This window comes from Sphingomonas beigongshangi, from assembly GCF_016820445.1.
In the GTDB taxonomy this organism is placed as follows: Bacteria; Pseudomonadota; Alphaproteobacteria; order Sphingomonadales; family Sphingomonadaceae; genus Sphingomonas; species Sphingomonas beigongshangi.
Window position 1 is genome coordinate 43,297 of the sequence record NZ_JADHDT010000005.1, and the last position, 26,526, is coordinate 69,822.

General features: G+C 69.4%; 23 protein-coding genes. 7 read left to right on the forward strand and 16 right to left on the reverse strand.

Going from position 1 to position 26,526, the window contains the following annotated elements:
- Positions 1–38: 38 nt before the first annotated feature.
- Positions 39–1,349 carry a sigma-54-dependent transcriptional regulator gene (locus IQ292_RS09735; protein ID WP_203310133.1) on the reverse strand — a complete coding sequence of 437 codons (1,311 nt, stop codon included), beginning with the start codon at positions 1,347–1,349 and terminating at the stop codon, positions 39–41.
- Positions 1,346–3,064 carry a sensor histidine kinase gene (locus IQ292_RS09740; RefSeq protein WP_203310134.1) on the reverse strand — a complete coding sequence of 573 codons (1,719 nt, stop codon included), beginning with the start codon at positions 3,062–3,064 and terminating at the stop codon, positions 1,346–1,348. Before IQ292_RS09740 ends, IQ292_RS09735 begins: the two co-directional genes overlap by 4 nt.
- A gap of 225 nt (positions 3,065–3,289) precedes the next feature.
- On the opposite strand from IQ292_RS09740, the gene IQ292_RS09745 reads away from it, so the two are divergent.
- Positions 3,290–4,627, forward strand: coding sequence for a dicarboxylate/amino acid:cation symporter (locus IQ292_RS09745; protein WP_203310135.1), 1,338 nt, complete (start codon positions 3,290–3,292; stop codon positions 4,625–4,627).
- A gap of 70 nt (positions 4,628–4,697) precedes the next feature.
- Positions 4,698–6,200, forward strand: a complete 1,503-nt coding sequence (locus IQ292_RS09750; RefSeq protein WP_203310136.1) for an alginate export family protein — start codon at positions 4,698–4,700, stop codon at positions 6,198–6,200.
- 19 nt (positions 6,201–6,219) lie between these two features.
- Here IQ292_RS09750 and IQ292_RS09755 read toward each other — a convergent pair whose 3' ends face one another.
- Positions 6,220–9,378, reverse strand: coding sequence for a type II toxin-antitoxin system ParD family antitoxin (locus IQ292_RS09755; RefSeq protein WP_203310137.1), 3,159 nt, complete (start codon positions 9,376–9,378; stop codon positions 6,220–6,222).
- Positions 9,379–9,479: 101 nt separating this feature from the next.
- On the opposite strand from IQ292_RS09755, the gene IQ292_RS09760 reads away from it, so the two are divergent.
- Positions 9,480–10,547 (forward strand): enoyl-CoA hydratase/isomerase family protein, encoded by a 1,068-nt coding sequence (locus IQ292_RS09760; protein ID WP_203310138.1) that lies wholly within the window; start codon positions 9,480–9,482, stop codon positions 10,545–10,547.
- A 42-nt stretch (positions 10,548–10,589) separates the two neighbouring features.
- On the forward strand, positions 10,590–11,366 hold the full coding sequence (locus IQ292_RS09765) for an enoyl-CoA hydratase (protein ID WP_203310139.1): 777 nt from the start codon (positions 10,590–10,592) through the stop codon (positions 11,364–11,366).
- A 44-nt stretch (positions 11,367–11,410) separates the two neighbouring features.
- Here the strand turns inward: IQ292_RS09765 and IQ292_RS09770 are convergent, their stop codons facing one another.
- The 4 genes from IQ292_RS09770 to IQ292_RS09785 form a co-directional block, all read right to left on the reverse strand.
- Complete coding sequence (locus IQ292_RS09770) at positions 11,411–12,292, reverse strand: trypsin-like serine peptidase (RefSeq protein ID WP_203310140.1); 882 nt, start codon at positions 12,290–12,292, stop codon at positions 11,411–11,413.
- A gap of 12 nt (positions 12,293–12,304) precedes the next feature.
- Complete coding sequence (locus tag IQ292_RS09775; protein ID WP_203310141.1) at positions 12,305–12,676, reverse strand: hypothetical protein; 372 nt, start codon at positions 12,674–12,676, stop codon at positions 12,305–12,307.
- Between the two features lie 95 nt (positions 12,677–12,771).
- A complete protein-coding gene (gene tmk / locus IQ292_RS09780) occupies positions 12,772–13,431 on the reverse strand; it encodes a dTMP kinase (RefSeq protein WP_203310142.1) in 660 nt (219 codons plus the stop codon).
- Positions 13,432–13,454: 23 nt separating this feature from the next.
- A complete protein-coding gene (locus IQ292_RS09785; protein WP_203310143.1) occupies positions 13,455–13,733 on the reverse strand; it encodes a chorismate mutase in 279 nt (92 codons plus the stop codon).
- 112 nt (positions 13,734–13,845) lie between these two features.
- Here IQ292_RS09785 and IQ292_RS09790 point away from each other — a divergent pair, with 112 nt between their 5' ends.
- On the forward strand, positions 13,846–14,856 hold the full coding sequence (locus tag IQ292_RS09790; protein ID WP_203310144.1) for a polyprenyl synthetase family protein: 1,011 nt from the start codon (positions 13,846–13,848) through the stop codon (positions 14,854–14,856).
- 69 nt (positions 14,857–14,925) lie between these two features.
- Here IQ292_RS09790 and IQ292_RS09795 read toward each other — a convergent pair whose 3' ends face one another.
- Positions 14,926–15,891, reverse strand: a complete 966-nt coding sequence (locus tag IQ292_RS09795) for a cation diffusion facilitator family transporter (RefSeq protein WP_203310419.1) — start codon at positions 15,889–15,891, stop codon at positions 14,926–14,928.
- Between the two features lie 80 nt (positions 15,892–15,971).
- Complete coding sequence (locus tag IQ292_RS09800; protein ID WP_203310145.1) at positions 15,972–16,277, reverse strand: winged helix-turn-helix domain-containing protein; 306 nt, start codon at positions 16,275–16,277, stop codon at positions 15,972–15,974.
- Positions 16,278–16,366: 89 nt separating this feature from the next.
- On the opposite strand from IQ292_RS09800, the gene hrpB reads away from it, so the two are divergent.
- A complete protein-coding gene (hrpB, locus tag IQ292_RS09805) occupies positions 16,367–18,811 on the forward strand; it encodes an ATP-dependent helicase HrpB (RefSeq protein WP_203310146.1) in 2,445 nt (814 codons plus the stop codon).
- Positions 18,812–19,002: 191 nt separating this feature from the next.
- On the opposite strand, the gene IQ292_RS09810 is transcribed toward hrpB, so the two are convergent.
- Entirely contained in the window at positions 19,003–19,263 is a 261-nt protein-coding gene (locus tag IQ292_RS09810; protein ID WP_203310147.1) for a hypothetical protein, read from the reverse strand.
- Between the two features lie 1,584 nt (positions 19,264–20,847).
- On the opposite strand from IQ292_RS09810, the gene IQ292_RS09815 reads away from it, so the two are divergent.
- Positions 20,848–21,129: an ETC complex I subunit gene (locus tag IQ292_RS09815; RefSeq protein ID WP_203310148.1), complete on the forward strand. Its 282-nt coding sequence runs from the start codon at positions 20,848–20,850 to the stop codon at positions 21,127–21,129.
- A gap of 37 nt (positions 21,130–21,166) precedes the next feature.
- Here the strand turns inward: IQ292_RS09815 and IQ292_RS09820 are convergent, their stop codons facing one another.
- The 6 genes from IQ292_RS09820 to IQ292_RS09845 form a co-directional block, all read right to left on the reverse strand.
- Positions 21,167–22,267: a M48 family metallopeptidase gene (locus IQ292_RS09820; protein ID WP_203310149.1), complete on the reverse strand. Its 1,101-nt coding sequence runs from the start codon at positions 22,265–22,267 to the stop codon at positions 21,167–21,169.
- A complete protein-coding gene (locus IQ292_RS09825) occupies positions 22,251–23,354 on the reverse strand; it encodes a YjgN family protein (protein WP_203310150.1) in 1,104 nt (367 codons plus the stop codon). Before IQ292_RS09825 ends, IQ292_RS09820 begins: the two co-directional genes overlap by 17 nt.
- Before the next feature lie 77 nt (positions 23,355–23,431).
- Entirely contained in the window at positions 23,432–24,361 is a 930-nt protein-coding gene (locus IQ292_RS09830; RefSeq protein ID WP_203310151.1) for an alpha/beta fold hydrolase, read from the reverse strand.
- Positions 24,358–24,567 (reverse strand): helix-turn-helix transcriptional regulator, encoded by a 210-nt coding sequence (locus IQ292_RS09835; RefSeq protein WP_203310152.1) that lies wholly within the window; start codon positions 24,565–24,567, stop codon positions 24,358–24,360. The genes IQ292_RS09830 and IQ292_RS09835 overlap by 4 nt, the downstream gene beginning before the upstream one ends.
- A complete protein-coding gene (locus IQ292_RS09840) occupies positions 24,564–24,968 on the reverse strand; it encodes a hypothetical protein (protein ID WP_238940975.1) in 405 nt (134 codons plus the stop codon). Before IQ292_RS09840 ends, IQ292_RS09835 begins: the two co-directional genes overlap by 4 nt.
- Before the next feature lie 67 nt (positions 24,969–25,035).
- The gene (locus tag IQ292_RS09845) at positions 25,036–26,484 is read right to left on the reverse strand and encodes a glutamate ligase domain-containing protein (protein ID WP_203310153.1); all 1,449 of its coding nucleotides are present in this window, start codon (positions 26,482–26,484) and stop codon (positions 25,036–25,038) included.
- Positions 26,485–26,526: the final 42 nt, after the last annotated feature.

Sequence of the window (26,526 nt, forward strand, 5' to 3'; positions counted from 1 at the left end):
GGCCATGCCGGCCCGCACCCGCGTCGGTGAATCGAACCTCAGCCCGCCCGCCGCCGGCGCAATGCGGGCAGGTCGATGCCCAGCCGCTGCACCTTGTAATAGAAGGTCTTGCGCGGAATGCCGAGCCGCTGGATCGCCGCGCCGACTTCCCCGTCCGTCGCCCCCAGCGCCTCGACGATCGCCGCGCGCTCGAAGGCGTCGAGCCGCTCCGGCAGCGTTGCCGCCGACGCCAGGCTCGGCGCGCCGTCCGCGAGCGGGTCGAGTCCCAGCACCAGCCGGTCGGCGAAATGCGCGAGTTCCCGCACGTTACCGGGCCAGTCGTGGCCGAGCAGGTGCGCGCGTGCGGCATCGCTCAGCATCGGCAGGGGCGCGCGCAGTCTCGCCGCGGCGCGCGCCAGCAGATGCGCGAACAGCAGGGGAATGTCCTCGCGCCGCTCGCGCAGCGGTGGCAGGCGCAGCCGCACCGCCGCGAGGCGATAGAGCAGGGCGGGATCGATCGCCTGGTCGCCGCGCTGGCCGGCCTCGCGCGCGGTGGCGATGATGCGCAGGTCGACGGGCACGGGATCGCGCCCGCGACCCGGCACCGTGCGGGTCTCGACGAGCGCCGCCAGCCGATCCTGCAGCCGCTGCGGCGCGCGGTCGATGTCGTCGAGGAACAGAGTGCCGCCGTCCGCCGTGGTGACGCTGCCCGCGCCGACGCTCGCGAACAATTCGCCGTCGACCAGGGCCTCGGGCAGGGCGGCGCAGCCGATCGCGACGAAACGCTTGCGCCGCCGCTTGCCGGCCTGGTGGATCAGACGGGCGAGCATCTCCTTGCCCGTCCCCGTCTCGCCTTCGATCAGCAGGTCGATGTCCGCGTCCGCCAGCGCCGGGATCATCGTCCGCAGGCGCCGGATCGCGGCCGATTCGCCGAGCAGCCCGTCGCCGGCGTCCGCCTCGGCGGCCAGGCGCAGCCGGCGATTCTCGAGCGCGAGCGCGCGCGTCTGGGCGGCGCGCGCCACGCTCGCCGTCAGTCGCTCGGGATCGAACGGCTTGGTCAGGAAATCCCAGGCGCCGCGCTTGAGCGCGTCGACCGCGGTGGCGACGTCGCCATGACCCGTCATCAGGATGACCGGCAGCGACGGATCGCGCTGCGCCAGCGTCGCGAACAGTTCCAGTCCCGACACCGACGGCATGCGCAGGTCGGTGACGACGACGCCCGGATAGTCCGCGTCGAGCGCGGCGAGCGCGGGCGCGGCGGCGGCAAAGGCGTCCACCGTAAAATCCGCGAGCCGCAGCGCCTGCGACAGCGACGCGCGCAGGTCGTCGTCGTCCTCGACCAGCGCGACGCGGACGGCGGGCTCGCTCATGCCGCGCGTCGCAACGTGACGCGGAACGCCGCGCCGCTGCCGTCCGGGGGCATCAGGTGCAGCGCGCCGCCGAGATCGGTCATGATGTCCTGCGCGATGACGAGCCCCAGGCCGAGCCCGGTCGGGCGGCTGGTCGCGAAGGGCGTGAAGATGCGGCCGGCGATGTCCGGCGCGATGCCGGGGCCATTGTCTCGCACGGTCAGCTTGACGGTCTCCGCATCGCAGGCGAGGTCCAGCGCGATGTGCGCGTCAGGCCGTCCGTCCAGCGCCTCGATCGCGTTCTGCAGCAGATTGACCAGCACCTGTTCCAGTCGCACGCGGCCGGCGAGAACGCGCAGGTCCGCCGGGATGGGCGCCACGTCCAGGCGGATCGCGCGCAGCCGCTCCTTCAGGATTAGGCGCGCGCCGTCGACGACCTCGACCAGCGACACGGGCTGGATCGCGCCGCTGCCCTTGCGCGCGAAGCCGCGCAGTTCCGCCGTCACCGCGCCGATCCGCTCGGTCAGACGCGCGATCGCCTGCAGGTTGTCGCGGACTTCCTCGGTTTCGCCGCGGTCGAGCAGCCGTTCGCCGGAGGCGGCATAGGTCCGGATGGCCGCGACCGGCTGCGCCGTCTCATGCGCGACGCTCGCGGTAATCTGGCCCAGCGCCGCCAACCGATTGGCCTGGCGCAGGCTTTCGCGAAGGTCGGCCGCGCGCGCCTCCGCCGCGGTCCGGTCCTCGATCTCGCGGCGCAGGGCCGCCGTGCGTTCGCTGACCGCCGCCTCGAGCGCGAGCGTGCGCTCCGCGCGCCGCCGGACCCGTGCGCGCCATGTCCAGGCGATGCCGGCCAGCATCAGCGTCAGCAGGGCGGCCGCCGCCTGGGCGATGCGGACGATGGGCTGCACCGCCGGCGCGGCGGCCATCGCGAGATGCAGGCGCCAGCCGCGTGCATCGGGCGGCGCCTCGACCAGCGCGACCGGGCCGTCGATCCCCGCGACGCGGGTGCGGCCGCGATCGTCGGCGCGGATCGGGGAAGGGCGCAGCGCGGTGACGCCGCTGTCGGCGAGCACCGCGGCGGCACGTGCGGCGGGCAACGGCCGCATCGCGGCGAAGCGCCATGCGGGATGGCTGGTCACGCGCACGATCCCGTCGCGGTCGGTCACGAACGTCTCGCCGCCGGCGGCGCGCCAGGCCTGCTCGATCCGGTCGAACTCCAGCTTGACCACCACCACGCCGCCGCCCGGCGTGCGGCGCGACAGGTACAGGCCGGGACGGCGGCTGACCGTGCCGAGTGCGAACTGCCGTGCCGCGCCGGTGCGTTGCGCCTGGGCGTAATAGCGGCGGAAGCGATAGTCCTGCCCCACGAAGCTGTGCGCCGTGCCCGCGTTGTTCGCCGCGATCGCATGCCCGGACGGTGCGATCAGGTAGATGGCGGCCGCGCCGGTTTCGCGGGATAGCATGGCCAGCTTCTCGTCGAGCCGCGGCGCGGCGCCCGGCGTTCCCGCCAGTGCGGCGCGGACATCGACATCGTCCGCCAGGGCGATGGGAAGCAGCTGGAACCGCTCCAGCTCGCTCGTCAGCAGCGCCTGGCGCAGCCGCGCATCCGCCGACAGGCTGGCGATGAACGCGCCGCGGGCACGGCTGCCGGCGATCGCGCCCGCCGCCCAGGCGACGAGGCCCGCGACCAGCATCGCGGCGACGGCCGCGGCAACCCGGCGGGTGGTGGACGACATGGATCGGGCATAACCCGGCACAAGATCATGGGCAAGTTTCTGCACATTGCGGGCGAGGCATGCGCCGAAATCTGCCGGGAGGCATTCGACCGCTTTGTCCAAGAAACTGAAAAATAGCGATAAAAACAAAATGTAACAGGCGCTTTTCGGATGTCTGGTGGAGTGGCAGGCTTCGGGTTCAGACGCAGCGACCGCGACAGTCGGCCAGCGCGAGAGGAGAGGCCCATGACGATCGATCCCGCCGTTCAACCCGCGATCCCATCCTCCGCGCGACCGTGGTATGCGCATCTCTATGCCCAGGTGCTCGTCGCGATCATCGCGGGCGTGCTGCTGGGGCATTTCGCCCCCGCGAGCGGAGAGGCGCTGAAGCCGGTCGGCGACGCCTTCATCAAGCTGGTGAAGATGGTGATCGCGCCGGTGATCTTCCTGACGATCGTCACCGGTATCGCCGGCATGCGCGACCTGGGGTCGGTCGGCCGCGTCGCGGGCAAGGCGTTCCTCTACTTCCTGTTCTTCTCGACGCTGGCGCTGATCGTCGGGCTGATCGTCGCCAATGTGGTCCGGCCCGGCGCGGGGCTCAACATCGACCCCGCGACGCTCGACACGAAGAAGGTCGCCGAATTCGCCGAGAAGGCGCATGACACGACGATCACGGGCTTCGTGACCGGCATCATTCCCGACACCTTCCTCTCGGCGCTGACCGAGGGCAACATCCTGCAGACGCTGTTCGTCGCGATCCTGTTCGGCATCAGCCTGGCGCTGATCGGCGAGCGCGGCCAGCCGGTGCTGGCGTTGCTCGAACAGGCGTCCGTCGCCTTCTTCAAGCTCGTCTCCATCGTGATGAAGGCCGCGCCGATCGGTGCGTTCGGCGCGATGGCCTTCACCATCGGCAAATATGGCGTCGGCACGCTCGCCAATCTCGCGGCGCTGGTCGGCACCTTCTACCTCACGTCGCTGCTGTTCGTGCTGGTGGTGCTGGGCGTCACCGCGCATCTCGCGGGCTTCTCGATCTTCCGCCTGATCGCCTATCTCAAGGCGGAGCTGCTGCTCGTGCTCGGCACTTCCTCGTCCGAAAGCGCGCTGCCCGCGCTGATCGAGAAGATGGAACGCGCCGGTTGTCCCAAGTCGATCGTGGGGCTCGTCGTGCCGACCGGCTACAGCTTCAACCTCGACGGCACCAACATCTACATGACGCTGGCGGCGCTGTTCATCGCGCAGGCGTGCAACGTCGACCTGACCCTCGGTCAGCAATTGTTGCTCCTCGGCGTCGCGATGCTGTCGTCGAAGGGCGCGGCCGGGGTCACCGGCGCGGGCTTCATCACGCTCGCCGCCACGCTGTCGATCGTACCGAGCGTTCCGGTCGCGGGCATGGCGCTGATCCTCGGCGTCGACCGGTTCATGAGCGAATGCCGCAGCCTCACCAACTTCATCGGCAACGCGGTCGCCACCATCGTCGTGTCGCGCTGGGAAGGCGCGCTGGACCGCGACCGGCTGGATGCGGCGATGCGCGGCGAGATGCCGCGCGTCGACCAACTGCCCGCCGACGCCATCGCGGCGGAATAGGCCGCTACGCTTCGCCCGCCCGTCGCCCTGATCGGGGACGGGCCAGGCCTCGACCCGGAAGGGAGCCTTCATGTCCCGTATCGCCTGCGCCCTCGGCGGCGCCACCACCCTGCTCGTCCTCGCGACCGCCGCGCGCGCCCAGACCGCGGCGCCCAGCGAGGCCGGCCAGACCCGCAATCCGGCCGCGCCGATCGCCCAGTCCTATCCCGCCGCGGCGGCCGGGGACGGCGCGACCACCAACGGCTTCAACCTGTCGCGCTGGGCGGAGGACTGGAGCGGCTATCGCGATGCGAAAAAGCGCGACGATCCGCTCGACAGGCTGAAGTTCCTGCCGCTCGACGGCGACGGGGACGTCTATCTGACGCTGTCGGGCGAATTCCGCCTGCGCGTCAACCACACCACCAACCCGAATCTGCGCGATGCGCGGGCTCAGCGGCAGGACATCAACCGGATCGTGGCGGGCGCCGACCTGCACGTAGGGCCGCACCTGCGCGCCTTTGCCGAGGTCGCGCATGGCGGCATCTCCGGCGTCGAGCTTGGCGCGCCCGCGGCGACGCTGCGCAACGATCTGGTCGTCCAGCAGGCCTTCGTCGAGGGCGATGTCGACGTCGATGTCGGCGGGGCCGGCGTGTCGCTTGGTGCCCGTTACGGCCGGCAGGAATTCACCGACGGCCCCAATCTGCTCGTCTCGCAGCGCGACAACAACACGATCCGCTACACGCTCAACGGTCTGAGGCTCTGGGCGCGTGGCAGGACGGTACGCGCCGACCTGTTCGACCTCAAGCCGACCGCTTATGGCGACCTCGGCACGGAGGACGATGTCAGCGATCCGGCGCGGCGCTTTTCGGGCGTGACGCTGGGCTTCGTCGTGCCGCGCGACTGGTTCGGCGGGTCGAAGCTCTACGTCGATCCCTTCTTCTGGCGGCGGCGCAACATGGTCGGTGCCTGGGGCGGGCGGATCGGTCCGGCGACGCGCTATTATGTCGGCACGCGCGTGTGGGGCGATGCCGGGCCGCTGACGATCGACTGGACCGTCAACCACCAATACGGCACCTATATCGCGCAGCGCATCGACGCATGGCAGGTCTTCGCCGCGCAGACGCTGCGTCTGGGCAGGGCCGCCACGGCGCCGCGGATCGGGTTCCACGCCGATTACGCGTCCGGGGGCGGCGGCTATGGCGACGGAAAGCTGCGCGACGCCTATGCGCCGTTCGGCAACAACATCTATTATAGCTACGCCCTCTTCCTGACGCCCTCCAATCTCGTCGCATTGGCGCCGAACGTCACCGTTTCACCGCTCCGGCAAGTGCGCGTGACGGCGGAATATCAGTTCACCTGGCGCGACAGCGTCACCGACGCGGTCTATCGCGCCAATGGACAGCCCTTCGCGGGCACGCAGAACGTCCGCGCGCGCAAGGTCGCCGACGTCGCGCGGCTTCAGGCCGTGTGGACGCTCAGCCCGCGCGTCTCGGTAACGGGGCGCTACGAGCATCTCGCCGCCGGCCCCGCGCTGACGGAAGCGGGCTTCAAGAGCAGCGACTTCCTCGCCGGCTGGGTCAGCTTCAGGTTCTGAGCGGGACCGACGACGGGGGTCAGTCGGCCTCGCGCTCCAGCCTCGGCGCGTCCCGCGCTTCGCGGACCGGCGTTGCCGCCGCCTCGGCCGGACGGCCGATCGCCCCGGCGATCGCCGCCTGCAGCGTTTCCAGGCCATAGGGCTTGGCCAGCAGGACGGCCCCCGTCTCGGCCGGCACGGCACCGACGTCGCCCGTCGCGAAGACGATGCCGATGCCGCTGCGCAATGCCCGTGCCCTGGTGGCGAATTCCGGGCCGGAGATGCCGGGCAGGTTGACGTCGGTGACGAGCACGTCGATCGGCACCGTCTGCAGCGCGGTCATCGCATCTTCCGCGCTGGCGGCGTCGACGACGACATAGCCGCCCTGCTGCAGCAGTTCGGCGGTAGTGCCGCGGATTACCTCGTCGTCCTCGACCAGCAGCACCGTCACCTGGCCGCGCCCGGCGGGCTGCGGCCTCAGCGGGGCAGGAGGGCTGGCCAGCGCGCGGGCCTCCAGGCTTTGAGTCCGCTGCCGCTGGTTGGCGAGCACGTGGCGGAATTTCCGCGCCAGCGCCTCGCGCGTATAGGGCTTGGAGAGCAGTTCGACGCCAGCATCCAGCCGGCCGCCATGCACGATCGAATTCTCGGTGTAGCCGCTGGTGAAGAGGACGGCGAGGTCGGGCAGCCGCTCCTTCGCCTTGCGCGCCAGTTCCGGGCTCTTGAGCGTGCCCGGCATCACCACGTCGGTGAACAGGATGTCGATCGGAATGCCGCTCTCGATGACGTTGAGCGCGCTTTGCGCGTCCACCGCCTTGAGCACGCGGTAACCCAGATCGCCCAGCATCTCCACGACCGTGGCGCGCACCTCGTCATCGTCCTCGACGACCAGTACCGTCTCGGTGCCGCCGATCGCCGGGCCGATGTCGGTGACGACCTCGACGTCCTCCGACTGAGCGGAGCGGGGCAGGTACAGCTTGATCGTCGTGCCCTCGCCGACCTCCGAATAGATCTTCACATGGCCGCCGGACTGTTTGACGAAGCCATAGACCATCGACAGGCCGAGGCCCGAGCCCTTGCCCTCGCTCTTGGTCGAGAAGAACGGCTCGAACACCTTGTCGATGATTTCCGGGCTCATGCCCGTGCCCGTGTCGCTGACCGCCAGCATGACATATTGCCCCGGCTCGACCTCGTCGTGCAGCCGCGCGTAATCGTCGTCGAGATGGGCATTGGCGAGCTCGATCGTCAGCTTGCCCTGGCCGCTCATCGCGTCGCGCGCGTTGATCGCGAGGTTGAGCAGCGCATTCTCGATCTGCACCGGATCGATGAAGCAGTTCCACAGGCCGCCGCCGAACACCGTCTCCACCTCGATCGCCTCGCCGATCGCGCGGCGCAGCAGGTCGTCCATGCCCTGGACGAAGCGGGTGACGTTGACGACCTTGGGCTCCAGCGCCTGCCGTCGCCCGAAGGCGAGCAGCTGCGCGGCGAGCTTCGACCCGCGCGACACGCCCGCCATGGCATTGGCGACGCGGCGTTCGGCGCGCTCGTTGCCGGCGATGTCCTTGGCCAGCAGCTGGAGGTTGCCCGACACGACCTGCAACAGGTTGTTGAAATCGTGCGCGACGCCGCCGGTCAGCTTGCCGATCGTCTCCATCTTCTGCGCCTGCGCCAGCGCGGCTTCCGCGGCGCGGCGCTCGCCGATCTCGGCGATCACGCGCGCTTCCAGATTTTCGTTGAGCTGGCGCAGCTGTTCCTCGGCGCGCTCGCGATGGCGGACCTGCCGCGCCAGCGCGTCGGCATGATCGCGCAGCGCCTGCTCCGCGGCGCGCTGCTCGGTGATGTCGGTGTGGACGCCGACCCATTCGACGATGCTGCCGTCGGCATCCTTGATCGGCAGCGCGCGGATCAGGCAGTTGCGCCAGGCGCCGTCGTGTCGCCGCACGCGATGCTCGAACACGAAGATCGACCGCGCCGCCACCGCCGCTTCCCAGGCGATCACGGTTGGCTGCGCGTCGTCCGGATGTACCGCCGCGCTCCAGCCATAGCCGGAATATTCCTCCTCCGTCTGGCCGGTCAGCGCCTGCCAGCCAGGCTGCGCGCCCTGCATCCGGCCGTCCGCCGTATTGGTCCACAGGACGCCGTGCACCGCCTCCATCGCAGCGCGGAACCGACCGTTGCTGACGCGCACCTCCGCCTCGCGGCGCGCCCGTTCTTCGATGTCGGAGACGAGGACGTGGAATCCGGCGACGTTGCCCTCCGCGTCGATACGGGGCAGGTAGCGGATCTCCGACCGGCGCGGGGTGCCGTCGCGATGGTGCATCAACCCTTCCGCCACGATCGGCTCGCCTGACAGCGCGCGTTCGATCAGCGGCAGCCGCTCCGCATAGACGTCGTCGCCGATCACCTCGCGAAGCGATCGTCCGACCACCTGGCCGGCGTCGAGGCCCATCCAATCCTCATAGTAACGATTGGCGAAGCGATAGATCTGGTCGCGGTCGACATAGGAGATCAGCACCGGCAGCGCGTCGGTGATGGCGCGGAGTTCCGCCGCGCTGGCGGTCGCCGCGGCCTCTGCGGCGACGCGGGCCGTATTGTCGATCACGGTGCACATCACGCCGCCGATCGACCCGTCACTCTGGAAGATCGGCGTGTAGAACAGATCGAATCGCAGATGCTCGGGTGTCTGCCCGTCGCGCATCAGCGTCATCGGCTGGTCGTGATAGGCGATGACCTCCCCCGCGAAGCCGCGGCGCAGGATCTCGCGGTTCCAATCCCAGATCTCCGGCCAGATATCCGGTACGAGTCCGCCCAGTGCCTTCGGGTGGTGGGCCCCGGCGATGGCCATATAGCCGTCGTTGTAGAGCATGACATGGTCCGGGCCCCACATCAGAACCTTCGGCACGGGTGAGTTGACGATGTTGGACACCGTGCAGCGCAGCGAGTCGGACCAGTCCTCGATCGGGCCGAGCGGCGTCCGGCTCCAGTCGCGCTCGCGGATCATTTGACCGCAGACGCCGCCGCCGATCGGGAAAGCGCTGCGCCGGGTCGGCATGCGCCCCGATTCGCCGCGATCGCGGAGCAATTTCAACGCGGTCCGCACCACCTCGCTGGCGTTGCCGTAATCGCCGGAGGCGAGCTGGGCATCGATGAACCGATCGAGTTCGGCGGTGAGCGAGATGTTGCGCGACTGACGGATGGCCATGACATGCGAAATGACCCCGGGCCCGGTCTGCGTCAACAGTTGACACAAGCCTTTCCATCCTCGGGTATGGACGATCGAGACAACGAGGGTAGAAGGCCCGCATGACGGACGTGATCATCGACACGGCAGGAAAAGTCGGCCGCCTGCGCCTCAACCGCCCGCGGGCGCTGCACGCACTCAACGTGGCGATGTGCGCATCAATGCTGGACGCGCTCGACGCATGGCGTGGCGATCCGGGCGTGGCCGCGGTGATGCTCGATCATGCGCCCGCGCCCGATGGCGACCCCAAATTGTCGCGCGGCTTCTGCGCCGGGGGCGACATCCGCCTGCTCGCCGACAGCGGCGCCACCGATGGTGAGGCGGCGCGCGCCTTCTTCCGTCTCGAATACCGGCTGAACCACGCGCTGTTCACCTATGCGAAGCCGATAGTCGCGTTCATGGACGGCGTGACGATGGGCGGCGGCGTCGGCATCGCCATGCCCTGCCGCTATCGCGTCGCGACGGAGCGGACGCGGTTCGCCATGCCGGAATCGGGTATCGGCCTGTTTCCCGACGTCGGCGGCGGCTGGTATCTCTCGCGCCTGCCGGGGCGCGTCGGCGCCTTTCTGGCCGTCACCGGCCATCGACTGGACGGCGCGGACTGCGCGGCGCTTGGCCTCGCGACGCACTTTCTGTCGGCGGATCGCCTCGAGGAGGCGAAGGCGGCGATCATCGCCGATCCCGCGGGGATCGGGGCGATTCTCGATCGGATGGCGTCGGGGCCGGGGGAGGGCACGATCGCCGCGCACCGGGCCGAGATCGATCGCCTGTTCGCATCGGACGTGCTGGAAGAGATCGTCGCCGCGCTCGAAGCCGACGATGGCGCCTTCGCGCGCGAGCAGCTCGCGGTCGTGCGCACCAAGTCGCCGCTGGCGATGAAGGTCGGCCTTCGCCTGGTACACGAAGGCGCGGGGCTGCAGAGCTTCGCCGACGAGATGCGTCAGGAATATGCCGTCGCGGGACGGATGGTGCAGCGCCACGACTTCCTCGAGGGGGTACGCGCGGTGATCGTCGACAAGGATCATGCGCCGCGCTGGAACCCCGCGACGCCGGAGGGCGTGACGGACCACGTCCTCGACCAGATCTTCGCCCCGCTGCCGGAGGCGGAGGCCTGGACGCCGCACGACTGAGACGACGCCGCGACCCGCGGGACACGATTGAAAGAGGATAGCATGGCAACCTACGATACCATCCTGGTCGATCAGCGTGGCCCCGTCACCCTGATCACGCTGAACCGGCCGCAGGCGCTGAACGCGCTCAATGCGCAGGTGCTCGCGGACCTGCTCGCCGCGCTGGCAGCCTTCGATGCGGACGACGGCCAGGGCTGCGCGGTATTGACCGGCAGCGCGAAGGCGTTCGCCGCCGGCGCGGACATCAAGGAAATGCAGGCCATGTCCTTTGCGGACATGTACGCCACCAACCATTTCGCGGGCTATGAGACGCTGACGCGCACCCGCAAGCCGATCATCGCGGCGGTCGCGGGCTATGCGCTCGGCGGCGGCTGCGAGCTGGCGATGATGTGCGACTTCATCCTTGCCGCGGATACGGCCAGATTCGGCCAGCCCGAGATCAAGCTCGGCGTCACTCCCGGCATGGGCGGTTCGCAGCGGCTGGCCCGCGCGGTGGGCAAGGCCAAGGCGATGGAGATGTGCCTCACCGGCCGGATGATGGATGCGGCCGAGGCGGAGCGCGCCGGTCTCGTCAGCCGTATCGTCCCTGCCGACGCGCTGATCGAGGAAGCGGTGAAGACCGCGCAGACGATCGCCGCGATGGCGCCGCTGGCGGTCAAGGCGAACAAGGAGATGGTCGACCTCGCCTTCGAGACCGGGCTGGCGCAGGGCATCCAGTTCGAGCGGCGCCTGTTCAACGGCCTGTTCGGCACCGCCGACCAGAAGGAAGGCATGGCCGCCTTCGTCGAGAAGCGGCCGGGCAACTGGACGGGACGATAGAAGGGCTCCGCGGCCGCGACCATCCAGCCTTGCGGGATCGCCTACTAATCCCCCGCGATCGGGTTGCGAGCACCTGCGCGATCCCGGGCGATGGCGTCGGCGACCAGCGGCATCTTGGCAAGCGTGGCGAGATCGATCGCGACGTTCGCCCGGCGTCTGTCGAACGCAGGTTGGATCGCGCGCGTAGGCGCCAGTTCGCCGACGTTGATCGCCACGACGCGCGGCACGCCACCCGGCGTCCGGTCGATCAGCGGCGAGCCCGACGCGCCGTCGCGGCTCGCGCAATCATGCAGTAGCCACCCCTGTCGGGGTGCCGCGGCGCGAATATGGCATCCATGCTGTACGCTGAGCCGGCGCATGCCGCGGTCCTGCGAATAGCCTGCCTGATCCACCGCAACACCGTCGATATCGTCGCCCGTGGCCGCGGCGAGTTCATACCAGCCGAGGCGCCGGCCGGGGCAGCCATCCAGCCGGACGAGCGCGATGTCCGGTGCCGATCCATCAAGGCTGCCCGCATAACGCACCCGCCCGCGCGCCCTCATCGGACCCTTGTCCGCCGCGCCGGCGGGCACGCCGCGCGCATCCCCGATCGCGAAGCGTACCTCGAGCGTATAGGCGCTCATCGGGTCGGGGGTCAGGGTCTGGTCGCCGAAAAGGACGTGATAATTGGTCATCGCATAGCAAGGCGATACCAGGAATGCCGTTCCGGCACCCGGCGGCACGTGTCCGAAACCGCGCTTATCGAGCAGGACATACTCCGAAGCGATCGCGCCGACCGGTGCCAGCCGGCGCGCCTCGGGCGAGTCGGCCGCGACGAAGCGGCGCGGATCGGCACCGTCGGCCGCGAATATGTTCGCCGTCGCTGCGCCGCAGGCAGCAACGACGATCGCCGCGGCCGGCGCCAGCCGCCGGGCCACGCCCGCCATGGGATGCGTCGCTTACCGGCGCGTGTCCTTCAGGTCATACGGGACGAACGCATCGAAGGTACAAGCGGGCGAAGGCACGGACGACGTCGACTGGACCGTCCTGAAGCGGTCGCCCTGGCACAATTGCGCGCCGCGCTGTTCGACGACCAGGGTCCGGCCGGGCTGCAATCCCAGGCACGTGCCGCGTGGATGCACGACCCATGTGCGTTTCGCCGTTCGCGAATAGGTAATCGTCCGTGCGTCGACGATCTCGGCCCGCGCGGTGGCATCGATGGACGACAGGCATTTCGCCGGCGAGCCCGCGACCCGGCCCGCCATCGGATCGTCTTTCGCCGCCAGCAAAAGCATCGGTGCCGCGGCCAGCAGAACACTGCGTTTGAACATCACGCGTATCTCCTTCGACGATCGAGACGAAGACTATGCTACGCGGCCAAAAGAGGGTCAATCGATCTTGATTTTGTAATATTCGGTCCGGCAGATTACGAGCCGTGGTCGACCGACCGCTGCAAAAAGTCCGCGACGGCGCCGATCGCCGCTGCTTGTACGTCCTCCGGCGCGCCGCTTGCGTCGATCACGACGTGGCGCGCGGGCGCCGCCGCAGCCTGGGCACGGAAGGACGCCCGGATCCGCTCGTGGAAGGCGAGGTCGAGCGCCTCGAACCGTCCCTCGTCCAGTGCGTCCGCCGCCAGCCGCCGTCTGGAACGCGACAGGCCGGTCGCCGCGTCCACGTCCAGCACCAGCGTCAGGTCCGGCCACAGATCGTCGCACATCGTCGCATGCAGATCGCGGATCAGGCCCTCGTCCATGCCGCGGCCCGCGCCCTGATAGGCGATTGTCGATCCGACGTAGCGGTCCGACACCAGTATCTCGCCCGCCGCCACCGCCGGGCGCACGATGCGTTCGACATGCTGCACGCGGGCCGCGGTCATCAGCAGCAGCTCCGCGCGCGGCGCCCAGCCCTCGCCGCCGCCCGACAGGAGCAACGCGCGCAGCTGCTCGCCCTCCGGCGTACCGCCCGGCTCGCGCGTGGCGCGGACCGGCAGGCCGCGCGCCGTCAGCGCGGCGACCAGCGCGCGCACGACGCCGCTCTTGCCGGACCCGTCCACGCCCTCGACCGCGATGAAAAAACCGCGGGTCACGCCCGCAGGGAAACCGCCGCGCGTCACGCGCGCAGGCGCTCGTGGTGGCGGATCACCTCGTCGATGATGAAGCGCAGGAACTTCTCGGTGAATTCCGGATCGAGCTCCGCCTCCTCGGCGAGGCGGCGCAGCCGCGCGATCTGGCGTTCCTCGCGGCCGGGATCGGCCGGGGGCAGCCCGCTCGTCGCCTTGTACCGGCCGACTGCCTGCGTCACCTTGAAGCGCTCGGCGAGCAGATGGACGAGCGCGGCATCGATGTTGTCGATGCTCTTGCGATAGCCCTGCAGTGTCTCGTCGCTCACCCGCCGCCTCCCGATGCGTGGCCGATTTGCCCGGCGGCTTGCTCCATGATCGCAAGTCGCGCGGCGGGCAAGGCTTGCCTTCGCGCGCGCCAACCGCCACAGCGCGCGGGAGATGACCGCCACCGTCCAGCGCCTCGACACCCACGCCCCCTCGCTCGAGCCGATGCTCCGGCTGGTGGCGGGCGACATGGAACATGTGAATGCGGTGATCCTCGACCGGATGCGGTCCGACATCCCGCTGATCCCGGAACTCGCCGGCCATCTGATCGCGGGCGGCGGCAAGCGGATGCGGCCGATGCTGACGCTCGCGAGCGCGCGGCTGCTCGGCTATGAGGGGACTCGGCACCACATGCTCGCCGCCGCGGTCGAGTTCATCCACACCGCGACGCTGCTGCACGACGACGTGGTCGATGGATCGGACCTGCGCCGGGGCAAGCGTACGGCGAACATCATCTGGGGCAACCCCGCCAGCGTGCTGGTCGGCGACTTCCTGTTCAGCCGCAGCTTCGAGCTGATGGTCGAGGCCGAATCGCTCAAGGTGCTCCGCATCCTGTCGAATGCATCGGCGGTGATCGCGGAGGGCGAGGTCAACCAGCTCACCGCCGCCCGGCGCATCGACCTGCCCGAGGAACGCTATCTCGACATCATCGATGCCAAGACCGCGGCGCTGTTCGCGGCCGCCTGTCGCATCGCCGCCGTGGTCGCGGAACGGCCCGACGCGGACGAGGCGGCGCTGGATGCCTATGGCCGCAACCTCGGCATCGCCTTCCAGCTGGTCGACGACGCGATCGACTATGTCTCGGACGCCGGCACGATGGGCAAGGACGCGGGCGACGATTTCCGCGAGGGCAAGATGACGCTCCCCGTCATCCTCGCGCTGGCACGCGGCGATGCGACGGACCGGGCCTTCTGGAAGGACGCGGTGGAAGGGCGCCGGGCGTCGGACGCCGATTTCGCGCATGCGATCGAACTGGTCCGCAAGACGCGCGCGGTGGACGATACCTTGGCGCGCGCGCGCCATTATGGTCAGCGCGCGATCGATGCGATCGCTGGCTTCCCCGCCGGCAAGGCGAAGGACGCCATGGTCGAAGCCGTCGCCTTCGCGGTAGCGCGCGCCTACTAAAGTCTGATCCACCTGCGGAAGGGGGGCGGCCCCCGATCCAGCCCCCGTTCAGCCTTGCTGGATGGCGCACTAGCAGCCGCCGCAGTCGCCGGCGGTTTCCACCTGCAGCGTCGTGTGCCCGATCCCGAAGCGGTCGTGCAGCATCGCCTGCGCCTGGGCAAGGAAATGGTCGTGCGGCAGGCCGAGCGGCATCAGCAGATGCGCGGTGAGCACCGGCTCCGTCGTCGACATGGGCCAGATGTGCAGATCGTGGATGCCGGTGACGCCGGGCAGGTCGGCGAGCGCCTGCTCGACCGCGTCATAGTCGATGCCGCGCGGCACGGCGGACAGCGACATTTCGACCGTCTCGCGCAGCAGGCCCCAGGTCTGCCAGAAGATCAGCGCGGCGATGACGAGGCTGATGGCGGGATCGATCCAGCCGATACCCGTCGCCCAGATCACCGCGCCCGCGACGACCACCGCCGCCGATACCGCGGCGTCGCTGAGCATGTGGAGATAGGCGGCACGGACGTTGACGTCGCCCTTGCGGCCGCTCGCGAACAGCCAGGCGGTGAAGGCGTTGACCAGGATGCCGATGCCGGCGACGACCGATACGGTCAGCCCGGCGAGCGGCGGCGGGTCGCCGATCCGCTGCACCGCCTCCAGCGCGATCGCGCCGAGCGCCACGAGCAGCAGCAGCGCGTTGAGCAGCGCGGCGAGAATCGTCGATCCCTTGAAGCCATAGGTGAAGCGCTTGGTCGGCCCGCGCTTCGCCAGCGTCGCACCGCCCCAGGCGACCGCGAGGCCGAGGACGTCGGAGAGATTGTGTCCCGCATCCGCCAGCAGCGCGACGGACCCGGTCCACAGCCCCGCACCCGCTTCCGCCAGCACATAGGCGATGTTGAGCCCGATGCCGATCGCGAAGGCGCGGTCGAAGCTGGCGGGAGCATGGCTGTGACCATGGTGACCGTGACCGTGACCGTGGCCGTGGTGATGGCCATGGCCCTGGTGGGCGTGACCGCCGCCATGGCCGTGGCCGTCGTGATGATGATGGATGTGCAACCGTTCGTCCTCGTCCCGGCGAAAGGGCCGCCGGCAGCAGCCCTATCACCGCGGCGGCAGGTGATGATAGGACCTCAGTCCTTGCCGAACAGGCCACCCAGCATGCCGCCGATGCCGCCTTCGCCGCCGCCCAGGACGCGGCCGATGTCGCCCAGCGCGCCCTCGCCGCCGACATGGGCCAGGATCTGGTTCAGCACGTCGTGCGGCAGGCCGGTCGAGTCGGCGGCGGCTGCGACGGTGTCGCCCTCCTGGCCATGCGCCGCGCCCAGCGCGCCGATCGCCGCGCTGACCTGTTCCGGCGACAGACCCACCTTTTCCGCCAGATTGGTGATGGCGGGATTGCCCGCGACCTGACCCAGAATGCCGTCCAACATGCCCATGTGATGTCTCCCACAACGGAAGCTGCGATCGTAGCGAAGCGTTCGGTCGCGTTGAAGTCCCCCGATATCGGTGGCACAGCCGCCGCGCCGTGTCCGACCTGCCCATCCATGCCGTCCTGCCAGACCTGCTCGCCGTGCTGCGGCGGGGCAGCAACGCGGTGCTCGTCGCGCCGCCCGGCGCGGGCAAGACGACCGCCGTCGCGCCCGCGCTGATCCATGAAGACTGGTGCACGGGCGAGGTGCTGCTGCTGTCGCCGCGGCGGCTCGCGGCGCGCGCCGCGGCGGAACGGATGGCGGCGCTGGCGGGGGAGGCGGTTGGCGGGACCTTCGGCTATGCGACCCGCATGGATTCGCGCCGCTCCGCGGCGACGCGCGTGACGGTGGTGACGGAGGGGATCTTCGTCGCGCGCATCCAGGCCGATCCCGAGCTCGCCGGCATCTCCGCCGTGCTGTTCGACGAGGTGCACGAACGCAGTCTCGACGGCGACTTCGGCCTGGCGCTCGCGCTCGATGCGCAGGGGGCGCTGCGGCCCGACCTGCGCCTCGTCGCCATGTCGGCGACGCTCGACGGCAGCCGCTTCGCCGCGTTGATGGGAGCCCAGGGCCAGCCCGCGCCGGTCATCGAAAGCGAGGGGCGCAGCTATCCGCTGACGCTGCGCCATCTCGGCCGGGACGCGACCGCGCGGATCGAGCATTCGGTCGCCGCCGCGATCCGCCGCGCGCTCGCGGAGGAAGAGGGCGGCGTGCTCGCCTTCCTGCCCGGCGTCGGCGAGATCGAGCGCGTCCAGGAACGCCTCGCGGACCTGCCCGCGACGATCGCGCTCCATCAGCTGCACGGCAGCCTCGACCCCGCCGCGCAACGCGCCGCGATCCGGCCGGAGCCCGACGGCCGCCGCAAGCTCGTGCTCGCGACCGGCATCGCAGAGACCAGCCTGACGCTCGACGGCATCCGCATCGTCGTCGATTCGGGGCTGGCGCGGCGGCCTCGCTATGATCGCGCCGCCGGCATGACCCGCCTGGTCACCGAGCGCGCCAGCCAGGCGGCGGTGACGCAGCGCGCCGGCCGCGCCGCGCGACAGGGCCCGGGCGTCGCCTATCGCCTGTGGGAGGAGGCGGCGACCGCCGGCCTGCCGCGCTTCGACCCACCCGAGATCCTGGAGGCGGACCTGTCCGGCCTCGTCCTCGCCGCCGCGATCTGGGGCGTCGCCGATCCCCGCGCGCTCGCCTGGCTCGACCCGCCGCCCGAGGCGGCGGTGCAGGAAGCGCGCGGCAGGCTGGCGCAGATCGACGCGATCGACGGCGACGGCCGCCCCACGGCGCACGGCCGCCGCATAGCCGCCATGCCGATGGCGCCACGCCTGGCGCATATGCTGCTGCGCGCGGGCGCGATGGGGCAGGGGCGGATCGCCGCTGAGGTCGCGGTGCTCCTGTCCGAGCGCGGGCTTGGCGGCTCCGACCCGGACCTCGACACCCGGTTGAAGCGCTGGCGCACCGATCGCGGTCCGAAAGCCAAGGCTGCGCGCCAGCTCGCCGAGCGTTGGGCGAAGCTCGCCGGCGGCACGCCCGGCGCGGAGGAGGGCGTCGAGGTCGCGATCGCGCTCGCCTTTCCCGACCGCGTCGCGCGCCGCCGCGACGCGAGCGGCGAGCATTGGGCATCGGCGGGCGGCCGTGGCTTCCGGCTCGACCCGGCGAGCAATCTCGCCCGCGCCGAATGGCTTGCGGTGGCGGAGACGCAGGGCGCGGCATCGGGCGCGCGCATCCTCGCCGCCGCGCCGATCGCGCTGGCGACGATCGAGCGGCTGTTCGCCGACCGGATCGAGACGCAGCGCACCGTCACCTTCGACCCCGCGACCGGCGGCGTCGTCGCGCTACGCGAGCGGCGGCTCGGCGCGCTGCGCCTGTCGAGCGGCCCGGATGCGCAGGCGGACCCGGCGGCGATCGCGGCCGCGCTGCTGGAGGCGGTGCGCGCGCGCGGTCTCGACCTGTTGCCGTGGAGCGAGGGCGCCGCGGCGCTACGCCGTCGCGCCGCTTATGCCGGCGTGCCGCTGGAGGCGTTGATGGCGGAGCGGCTCGACGAATGGCTGCCGCCGCTGCTCGCCGGCCGGCGCCGCCTGGATGCGATTCCCGCCGGCGCGCTGACCGATGCGTTGCGGACGCTGATCGGCTGGACCGAAATGCAGCGGCTCGACCGGCTCGCGCCGGCGGATTTCACCAGCCCGGCGGGCAGCACCCATGCGATCGACTATGCGGCGGAGGGCGGGCCGAAGGTGGAATTGCGCGTCCAGGCGCTGTTCGGCCTCGCAGAGCACCCGACCGTCGGCAGCGAGCGCGTACCGCTGGTGCTCAGCCTGACCAGCCCGGCCGGCCGGCCGATCCAGACGACGCGCGACCTGCCCGGCTTCTGGCGCGGCAGCTGGGCGGCGGTGGCGAAGGAGATGCGCGGGCGCTATCCCAAACATCCCTGGCCCGACGACCCCGCCGCCGCCGCCGCGACGCTGCGCACCAAGAAGGCCGATGCGCGCCGAGGCGGGTGAGCGCGGCCGATGTTGTTCCTGCGTCGATCCAGCGATAGCAGAATGTCTGTTGTTGGGAGGAGAGCGGAATGGCAGCTTCGGCACGGCTGGTCGCGATAGAAGACATCAGCGGGTCGCTGCCTTTCCCAAAATTGATGGTTGATCGGGAAGCGTAGTCTCTGGTCACGTCTGCCTGCTAAGACGCCTGACGCTTAGCTGGCCGACGCCGGGCACCTCTCAAGACTTCCCTCCGGCAGCGACAAACCATTATGGGCTAAAAACCGCACCGCCTTGCCAGCTCGTTGGACGGTGATCCTCACACAATAGTTGCGTGGATGTATTCGCTCGACCGGGCCAAAGGCCGCCAGATAATCGTTCGACGGTATCTCAAATTTTACCGGATAACCATCTAGGTTGACATAAAAGTAGGTTGAGGCTTTGTAGTGATCGACAAAAGCGCTCCAGATGCGCACATCGCTATCATATGTGACAAGCCGGTCTCCACGAAACACTACTGCCTGCCTTATTCTTAACAGAATGCCAAGTGACATCATCGAACACGTAGCAGCGATCAGGATTGAGGAGATGACGGTAACAGTAGCTAATTTGATGCTTCGAGGCCGCTGACGAAGCCCTTGAATAAGGCAGAATACACCGAGACCACTCCCGATTGCTCTTTCCCGAAATGGCCCGTCGGAGATGGAGAAGCGGGAAAGATCGCGCTTAATGATCGGCCGTCATCGGAAGGGGCGGATTGCCAGCCTGCACGTCTGAGTGTGGACGAAAGCGGAATGTCCGCTGTTTGGAGGAAGGCAGACTGACGGCTCTCAGCCACAGGCACCCGTGTGAGGACAGTCATGTTGCGAGATCACATGATCGACAATTATTTCCCGACCTGACATCCCCATATGACCATAATGGCCCGGATACTTGGTCTCGCGACCTACGAATTCGACAAATAATCTCCGGCCGCCCCGTTGCCACCCATGCCGCAGAGTGGTCCGCTCGACATCTAGCCAGATCGTCGCCGCGATGGCTGCATCAGCCTGCTTTCTCCATTGGGATGATTTCGTATCTCCGCTAGCCCATTGGGGCGCCGTAGTTCCCTGCGGGATGAACTGCTGGCCCTCGAAGTCGTCGACCCAGACGCCGCGATACCGACGCGGAGACTTCATCTTGTAGCATTTGTCGGTAGGCAGAGACCCAATCACTCCGGCTTCGATAACGTACGTGCAGGGTCCCTTGCGTATCAAACGACCGTCGAACCGATAGCAGGCGTGCCCTTCGTCAGATTGCGCGCATGGCACACCGAGAAGCCGCGCGCGCTTCTGATCTTCCGGGCGCGCAAAAACTTTAGCCGGGGGAGTCGCGAACTGACCAGGCGCATCCGTGCTTATACCAGCCGCGGCGACCACAAGTAACAGCGCGGGAAACCCTCTGGGCATAGCAAACCTCGAGCGAATCGGCAAGAATGGCGTATTGGAACCGGACGTTCTTGATGTATCTTGCATCCACGAAACAATCCCGGCAAGTCTAAGTCAGGCGAAGAGCTCCTGTGCGAGGGGGTGGCCGGCATTGTGCTACAAGTTGTTATGCGAACAGCTAAACAGCGCCAATGACATCGAGGTCGCCGGCTCTGCGAGAAGCACGACGATTTCCTGGTCGCCGTGCGATCAGCTGCAGAACGCCGATGTGGCAAAATGACCGGCCTAACGAACAGCAATGTCCGCTGTTGGACAGATGCGTAAACGCGTTCAATAAACGAGGCTCCACACAGTCTACGCTTTCCTTCGATACGCCCGGCCCGTTTCCGGAATCCCCCTGTCCCGTCCCGCCCGTACTTCCGCTGGGCGGTGGGCTGCTGACGAGGTCCGGGGCGACGGAGCGTATCGCCGGCGGCCCTCTAGCACGTGTCTCCCGCCCGCGTCGCGCGGTTCGCATCCCCGCCGCGCCGGTCGCGTCCCCGAACGGCCGTCGCGGCCGCGCTCGCGCACCGTCCGACCGTCGCTCGCCAACGCCGCTTCCCCGCGGGCCCTTCGCGCGTTAAGGAGCCTGTCATGCCTACCGCCCGCATCTTCCAGCGCCCCAAGAACGCGATGCAGTCCGGCAAGTACCGGACCGATCACTGGCAGCTCGAGTTCGAGCCGGCCGAATCGAAGAAGCCCGATCCGCTCACCGGCTGGGCGGGCAGCGGCGACACGCGCGAGCAGATCCGCCTGAGCTTCCCGACGCAGGAGGCCGCGATCGCTTATTGCGAGGCGCAGGGCTTCGACTACGAGCTGATCCCCGCGCCGCAGCGCAAGCTCAAGCTCCAGGCCTACGCCGACAATTTCCGCTGAGCGGGGCGGCCGCGACCGCCGCGGCCGGTCGCATCGTTCAGAAGCGCCAGTCGATGCGGTCCGTGTCGCCGCGACAGATGCCGCGCAGCGCCTGCCACTGCGCCGGGGCGAGTGCCGGCGCATAGCCGCCCGCCAGCGCGCTCTGCCGGAATCGCCGTGCCCGATCCGCCGACACGGGATGCGTGGCGAGATAGGCGAGCATCCGTTCCGCCTTGCCCGGCCCGCCGCGACCCAGCCGGTCGAAGAACGTCGCGGTCGGCAGCGGCGACACTTTGGCATCGCGCAGCAGCTGGATCGCATAACCGTCCGCCTTGGCCTCGGCATCGTGCGAATACGCGGTGGCGAGGATCGTGTTGGTGTAGCCGCCGACATGCCCCTCCATCCCGCCGAGCAGCACCGACAGGCCGAACTGGCGCAACAGGCCCTCCATCACGTCGCGGTGGCGGACATGGCCGATCTCGTGCGCGACGACGCCCGCGACCTCGTCGGGCGAGCGCGCCGCCTGGATCAGCCCGTCGAAGACGACGATCCGCCCGCCGGGCAGCGTCACCGCATTGACCATCGGCAGCTTGACGACGTCCACCTCCAGCCGCGGGGCGTCGGGGTCGATGCGATGCGCCAGCGTCGCCAGCGCGGCGCGGCCCGCCGCATCGGTGCAGCCGCGCCGGCCGAAGTCGCCGACCATCGTCTCGCCCAGCTGCCGCTCGACGCTGGCGGGCACCAGGCGCGCGACCATCGCCGGCGTCCGCAGCACGATGACGACGACCACCGCCGCGACCGCCGCGAACGCCGTCGCCGCGCGCCACAGGCCCAGCCGGTCGACCCAGCCGCCATAGCGCACGGCGCCGGGCAGCCGCGCGCGCAGGGCAGGCGGCACCGGTCCGGCGAAATCGATCCGCCAGCCGGGTCGCCCCTTCAGCCCGAAGCTCGCCGCGCCGGCATCGGCATGACCGGGGACCAGATCGGCGATCGGCACGCGGGCGCCGGCGACGCCGTCCTCGACCAGTACGAGGGCGTCGCCTTCGACCAGCAGCCGGGCGCGCCGGCGGAGCGCACTGACGCCGTCGTAATGCCAGACGGTTGCACCATCGTCGGGCGCCGCTCCCGTCGCTGCGCCGCCCTCAGAAGGCGCCGACATCGAATGCGTCCAGCAGCCCCTCGCCCTGGCCCGGCGCGCGAGTCTGCGACTGGGTCAGCGTGTCGATCGCCACGCTGCCGTAAGCGGCGAGGTGGCGGATGAAGAAGGCCCAGTTGCGATAGGGCACGAAGATATAGCCGACGCCGAAGGTGAAGATGACGAGCGCGTAGTTGCCGACGAACAGTTTCACCCAGTCCATCGTCCGCGCCTCGAACCCGAATTCGAGGTCGCCCAGGCTGGTCGCGCCCACCGCCTCGCGGAAGAAGGCGGAGAAGAAGGCCGCGGCGATCACGCCGAGCACGCCGAAGAAGACGAGGTAGAAGGCGATGCCGAGCAGCGCGAAGGTGACGATCGCGCCGGCGGGCGGCGGCGCGCCGGGCTTGATGCCCGCCATCATGCCGGCGCCGATCCCGATCGCGATCATCGCCAGGATCGCGAAGAACAGCACGACCGGTGCAAGGTAGAACAGCATGAATCGGCCGAACACCGGCTGCCAGCGCGCGTCGCTGCGGAAGTGGAGCGAGCCGAAGCTCATCGTGTTCCAGCGCTCGTTCCACAGCCGCGCCATCGACCAGGGCATCATCAGATAGGCGGTCAGCGTCGCCACCAGGCTGCGCCAGAACCACGACCAGCCATAAGCGACGCCCTGCCGGTCGCTGCCGCCCCGGATGCCGTGCCACAAGGTGCGGCTGAGGCGGTAGCGCAGCGCCCGAAACCGCGCCACGCCGATCAGGAACAGCGCGATCAGATACAGCACGCCGACCAGCAGCGCCGCTGCCCCCTGATGGCCGCGCATCAGCACGCCCTGCAGCACCAGGTTGATGATGCCGAACGGCAGCACGAAGAACAGGAAGGCGAGGATATAGCCTACGAACAGCTCGAGCCCGGTGCCCGTCCATTCCAGCCGGTCGTCGATGAAGATCGTGCGGCTCCACAGATAGCGCCGGGTGCGCGCGCGGCCCCAGAAACTGTAGATGCCGAGCGTGACGATCGTCAGCAGCAGATTGGTGAAGGCGATCGGCGCATAATCCTGCCACGTGCCGCGGAAGCGGAACGCGCGCGGTTCGGCCCTGGTCTCGTCTGTCATGAAAGTCCCCCCGGCCGCGAAGGTGACGCGGCCGGGGGGCGGGGGTCAAGTCCGCGCTTCGTTAAAAATGGTTCATTTCAGCGCAGGAAGTCTTCGAGCGCGCCAGCGAAGACTTGCGGGCGATCGAGCATGACGAAATGGGCCGCGTCGGCGACTTCGACGACGTTCAGCGTCGCCGTCCCCTTATAGGCGTCGCGATACAGCGTATCGACCGTCGCCTGCGGCAGGGTCGCGTTATAGGGCACCACCAACGTCACCGGCGCGGTGATCCGCGGCAGGTCGTCACTGACGTCCGTGGTCAGATCCTCGTACATCGCCTGCCCGCTGACCCGCATGTCGGCCTTGGCGACCCAGGCGGCGACCGCTTCGCGCGCGGCGGGGGTGGCTGCCATCTGCGCCGCCAGCGCGCCATCGGCGGCGGGGTCGGCCGGCTTGCCGTAGCGGGCGACCATCATGTCCCGCATCGCCCGCGCGCGGGGCTCGATCGCGGCGACCGTCATCTGCGGCCCGAACAACCGGCCGTAGAAGGGCAGCGAATCGACGATCATGATGCGCCCGACATCGCCGGGATGCGCGAGTGCGGTCTTCAGCGCGAGCAGGCCGCCCATCGAATGGCCGACCAGCGCGACCTTGGTCAGCGTCTCGCGCGCCAGATAGCCGTGCAGGTCCGCGACCACGCCGTCGAGGATACCGGGCGACAGATTGGCGCCCGGCGCGTCGCCTCCGAAACCATTGACCTGGACGACGATGACGCGGTGGCGCGGCGAGAGCTGCGCCACCGTCGCGTCCCATACCGCGGCGGGCGAGGACAGGCCGGGAATCAGCACCACCGGGCTGCCCGTGCCGACCGAGCGGATCGACACGTGCGGCAGCCGCACCGTCGCGCCTGCCGCCGTGGCGGGCGAGGCCTTCGCGGCGGGGGCGGCGGTCGCACGGGCGGCGGGCTGGAGCACGACGGCAAGCGTCAGCAGCGAAGCGGCGAGACGCAGGGGCAGGTGACGGATCATGATGCGGACTCCTTGGAAGGGCTGACGAACACGTCTTCGATGGCGAGGCCGAACAGCTCGGCGATGCGGAAGGCGAGGGGGAGGGACGGGTCGTAGCGACCGGTCTCGATCGCATTGACGCTCTGCCGGCTGACCTCCAGCCGCTCGGCAAGGTCCTGCTGCGACCATCCGCGCTCGGCGCGCAGCACGCGCAGGCGGTTGTTCATGCCGCGCTCCGGTCGATCAGCTTGTTGACGAGGGCGCCGACACCCAGTCCGGCGAACCAGACGATCGGCCAGGCATAAGCGACGAGATGCGGGACCAGCCCAAAATTCTCCAGGAAGCCCCAGAAGGTCGCCACCGTCATCGCCAGGCCGCTCGCGACGATCACCTGCCGCGCCATCAGCATCCGCAGATATTCGTCGGTTTCCTCGACGAAATACAGGCCGATGACCGCGAAGAAGCCGGACACCGGAAGCGCGGGCGCGACGCCCAGGGCATAGGCGAGCGGGCCGGACGCAAGGTGCCGCACGAACACCCAGCACACCGGCAGCAGGATGGCGGCGTAGATGATGGAAAGGACGATGATGCGCCGGTTGTAGCGGCGCTGGGCGGGCGTGCAGGTCACGATAACCTCCTTCGACTCGATGTGAAGGAGGCTTTACATGGAAAGTGAGCTTTACGTCAAGCGGACTTTACGTTTTGGCGCGGAGGCTTTCCATCATCTCCCGCGCCAGCAGGCCGAGCGTGTCGTCGCGCGCACCCATCACCACGATGCGATCGCCCGGCTTCGCTTCCGCGACCAGCATCGCCGCCGCGTCGGCGCGGTCGGGGACATGGCGGGCGTCGCAGCCGCGCGCGACGAGGTCGGCGACGATGTCCGCGCTGGTCACCTCGCGCGCGACGGTGCCGCCGAAATAGACGGGATCGGGCAACACCAGAACGTCCTCCGGGGCGAGCCGCGTGGCGAGGCTGTCGACCAGCTCCCGCCGCATCACCTTGAGCGGGCCATAGCCGTGCGGCTGGAACAGCAGCAGCAGCCGGCCGGGAAAGGCGTGCAGCGTGTCGAGCGTCGCGCCGATCTTGTCGGGATTGTGCCCGAAATCGTCGATGACGGTGATGCCGGCGGCGCCTTCGCCGATCGTGCCGACCCTCTCGAACCGGCGCTTCAACCCGGTGAATCCCTCGATCGCGCGCACGGCCTCGTCACGGTCGACGCCCGCGGCCATGGCGGCGCCGATCGCGGCGAGTGCGTTGGCGACATTGTGCCGCCCCGGTACTGCCAGCCGCACGCGGCGCCGCGCCCCGCCCATGACGAGGTCGAAAGCGATGGCGAAGGGTTCCGGGGCCAGCGCCTCGGCGGTCATGTCGGCCGGGCCGTCGACGGCGAAGGTCAACAGAGTGTCGCGCGGCAGGCGGGCGGCAAGCGCGGCGGCTTCCTCGTCGCAGACATTGATCACGGTCGTCGTCGCCCGCCCGGCGAAATCGCCGAACAGCTGGCGCAGCTCGTCCAGGCCCTTGTGGTCGAGGCTGACGTTGTTCAGCACCGCGATGTTCGGGCGATAGAAAGCGATCGACCCGTCGCTCTCGTCGACCTCGCTGACGAAGGTATCGCCGCCACCGGCGCCAGGGATTCCGACCAGCGCGCTTGCGAAGGGCGCATCGGGCCGCGCGAAATTGGTCATCACCGCGCCGTTCATCACCGTCGGATCGCGCCCCGTCGCGTGCAGGATCCAGCCGATCATGCCCGTCACCGTCGACTTGCCGCTCGTCCCCGCGACACCGATGCGCAGGCCGCTGGCGTTGAACAGGTCGCTGAGCAGCTGCGCGCGCGTCATCCGGGTACAGCCCAGCCGGGTCGCCGCGACGATGTCGGCGACGCTGTCCTCGACCGCGGCGGAGGCGACGACGACCTGGTCGGCGGAGACGACGCCGCTGCCGTCCTGCGGATGCAGGCGGATGCCCAGCGCCGACAGCGCCGCGAACTTGGCCGGCACGCGGCCCTGGTCGAGCCCGCGGTCGGAGCCTTCAACCGTCGCGCCCCGGCCCGCCAGGATCATCGCCAGCGGCATCATTCCCGATCCGCCGATGCCCACCAGGAAGAAGCGCCGCCCGTCCAGCGGCCCGTTGTTGCCGTTCGCCATGCGCCCGCGCTATCCGGGCGGCGGGTCGGGGGCAAGGCGCCC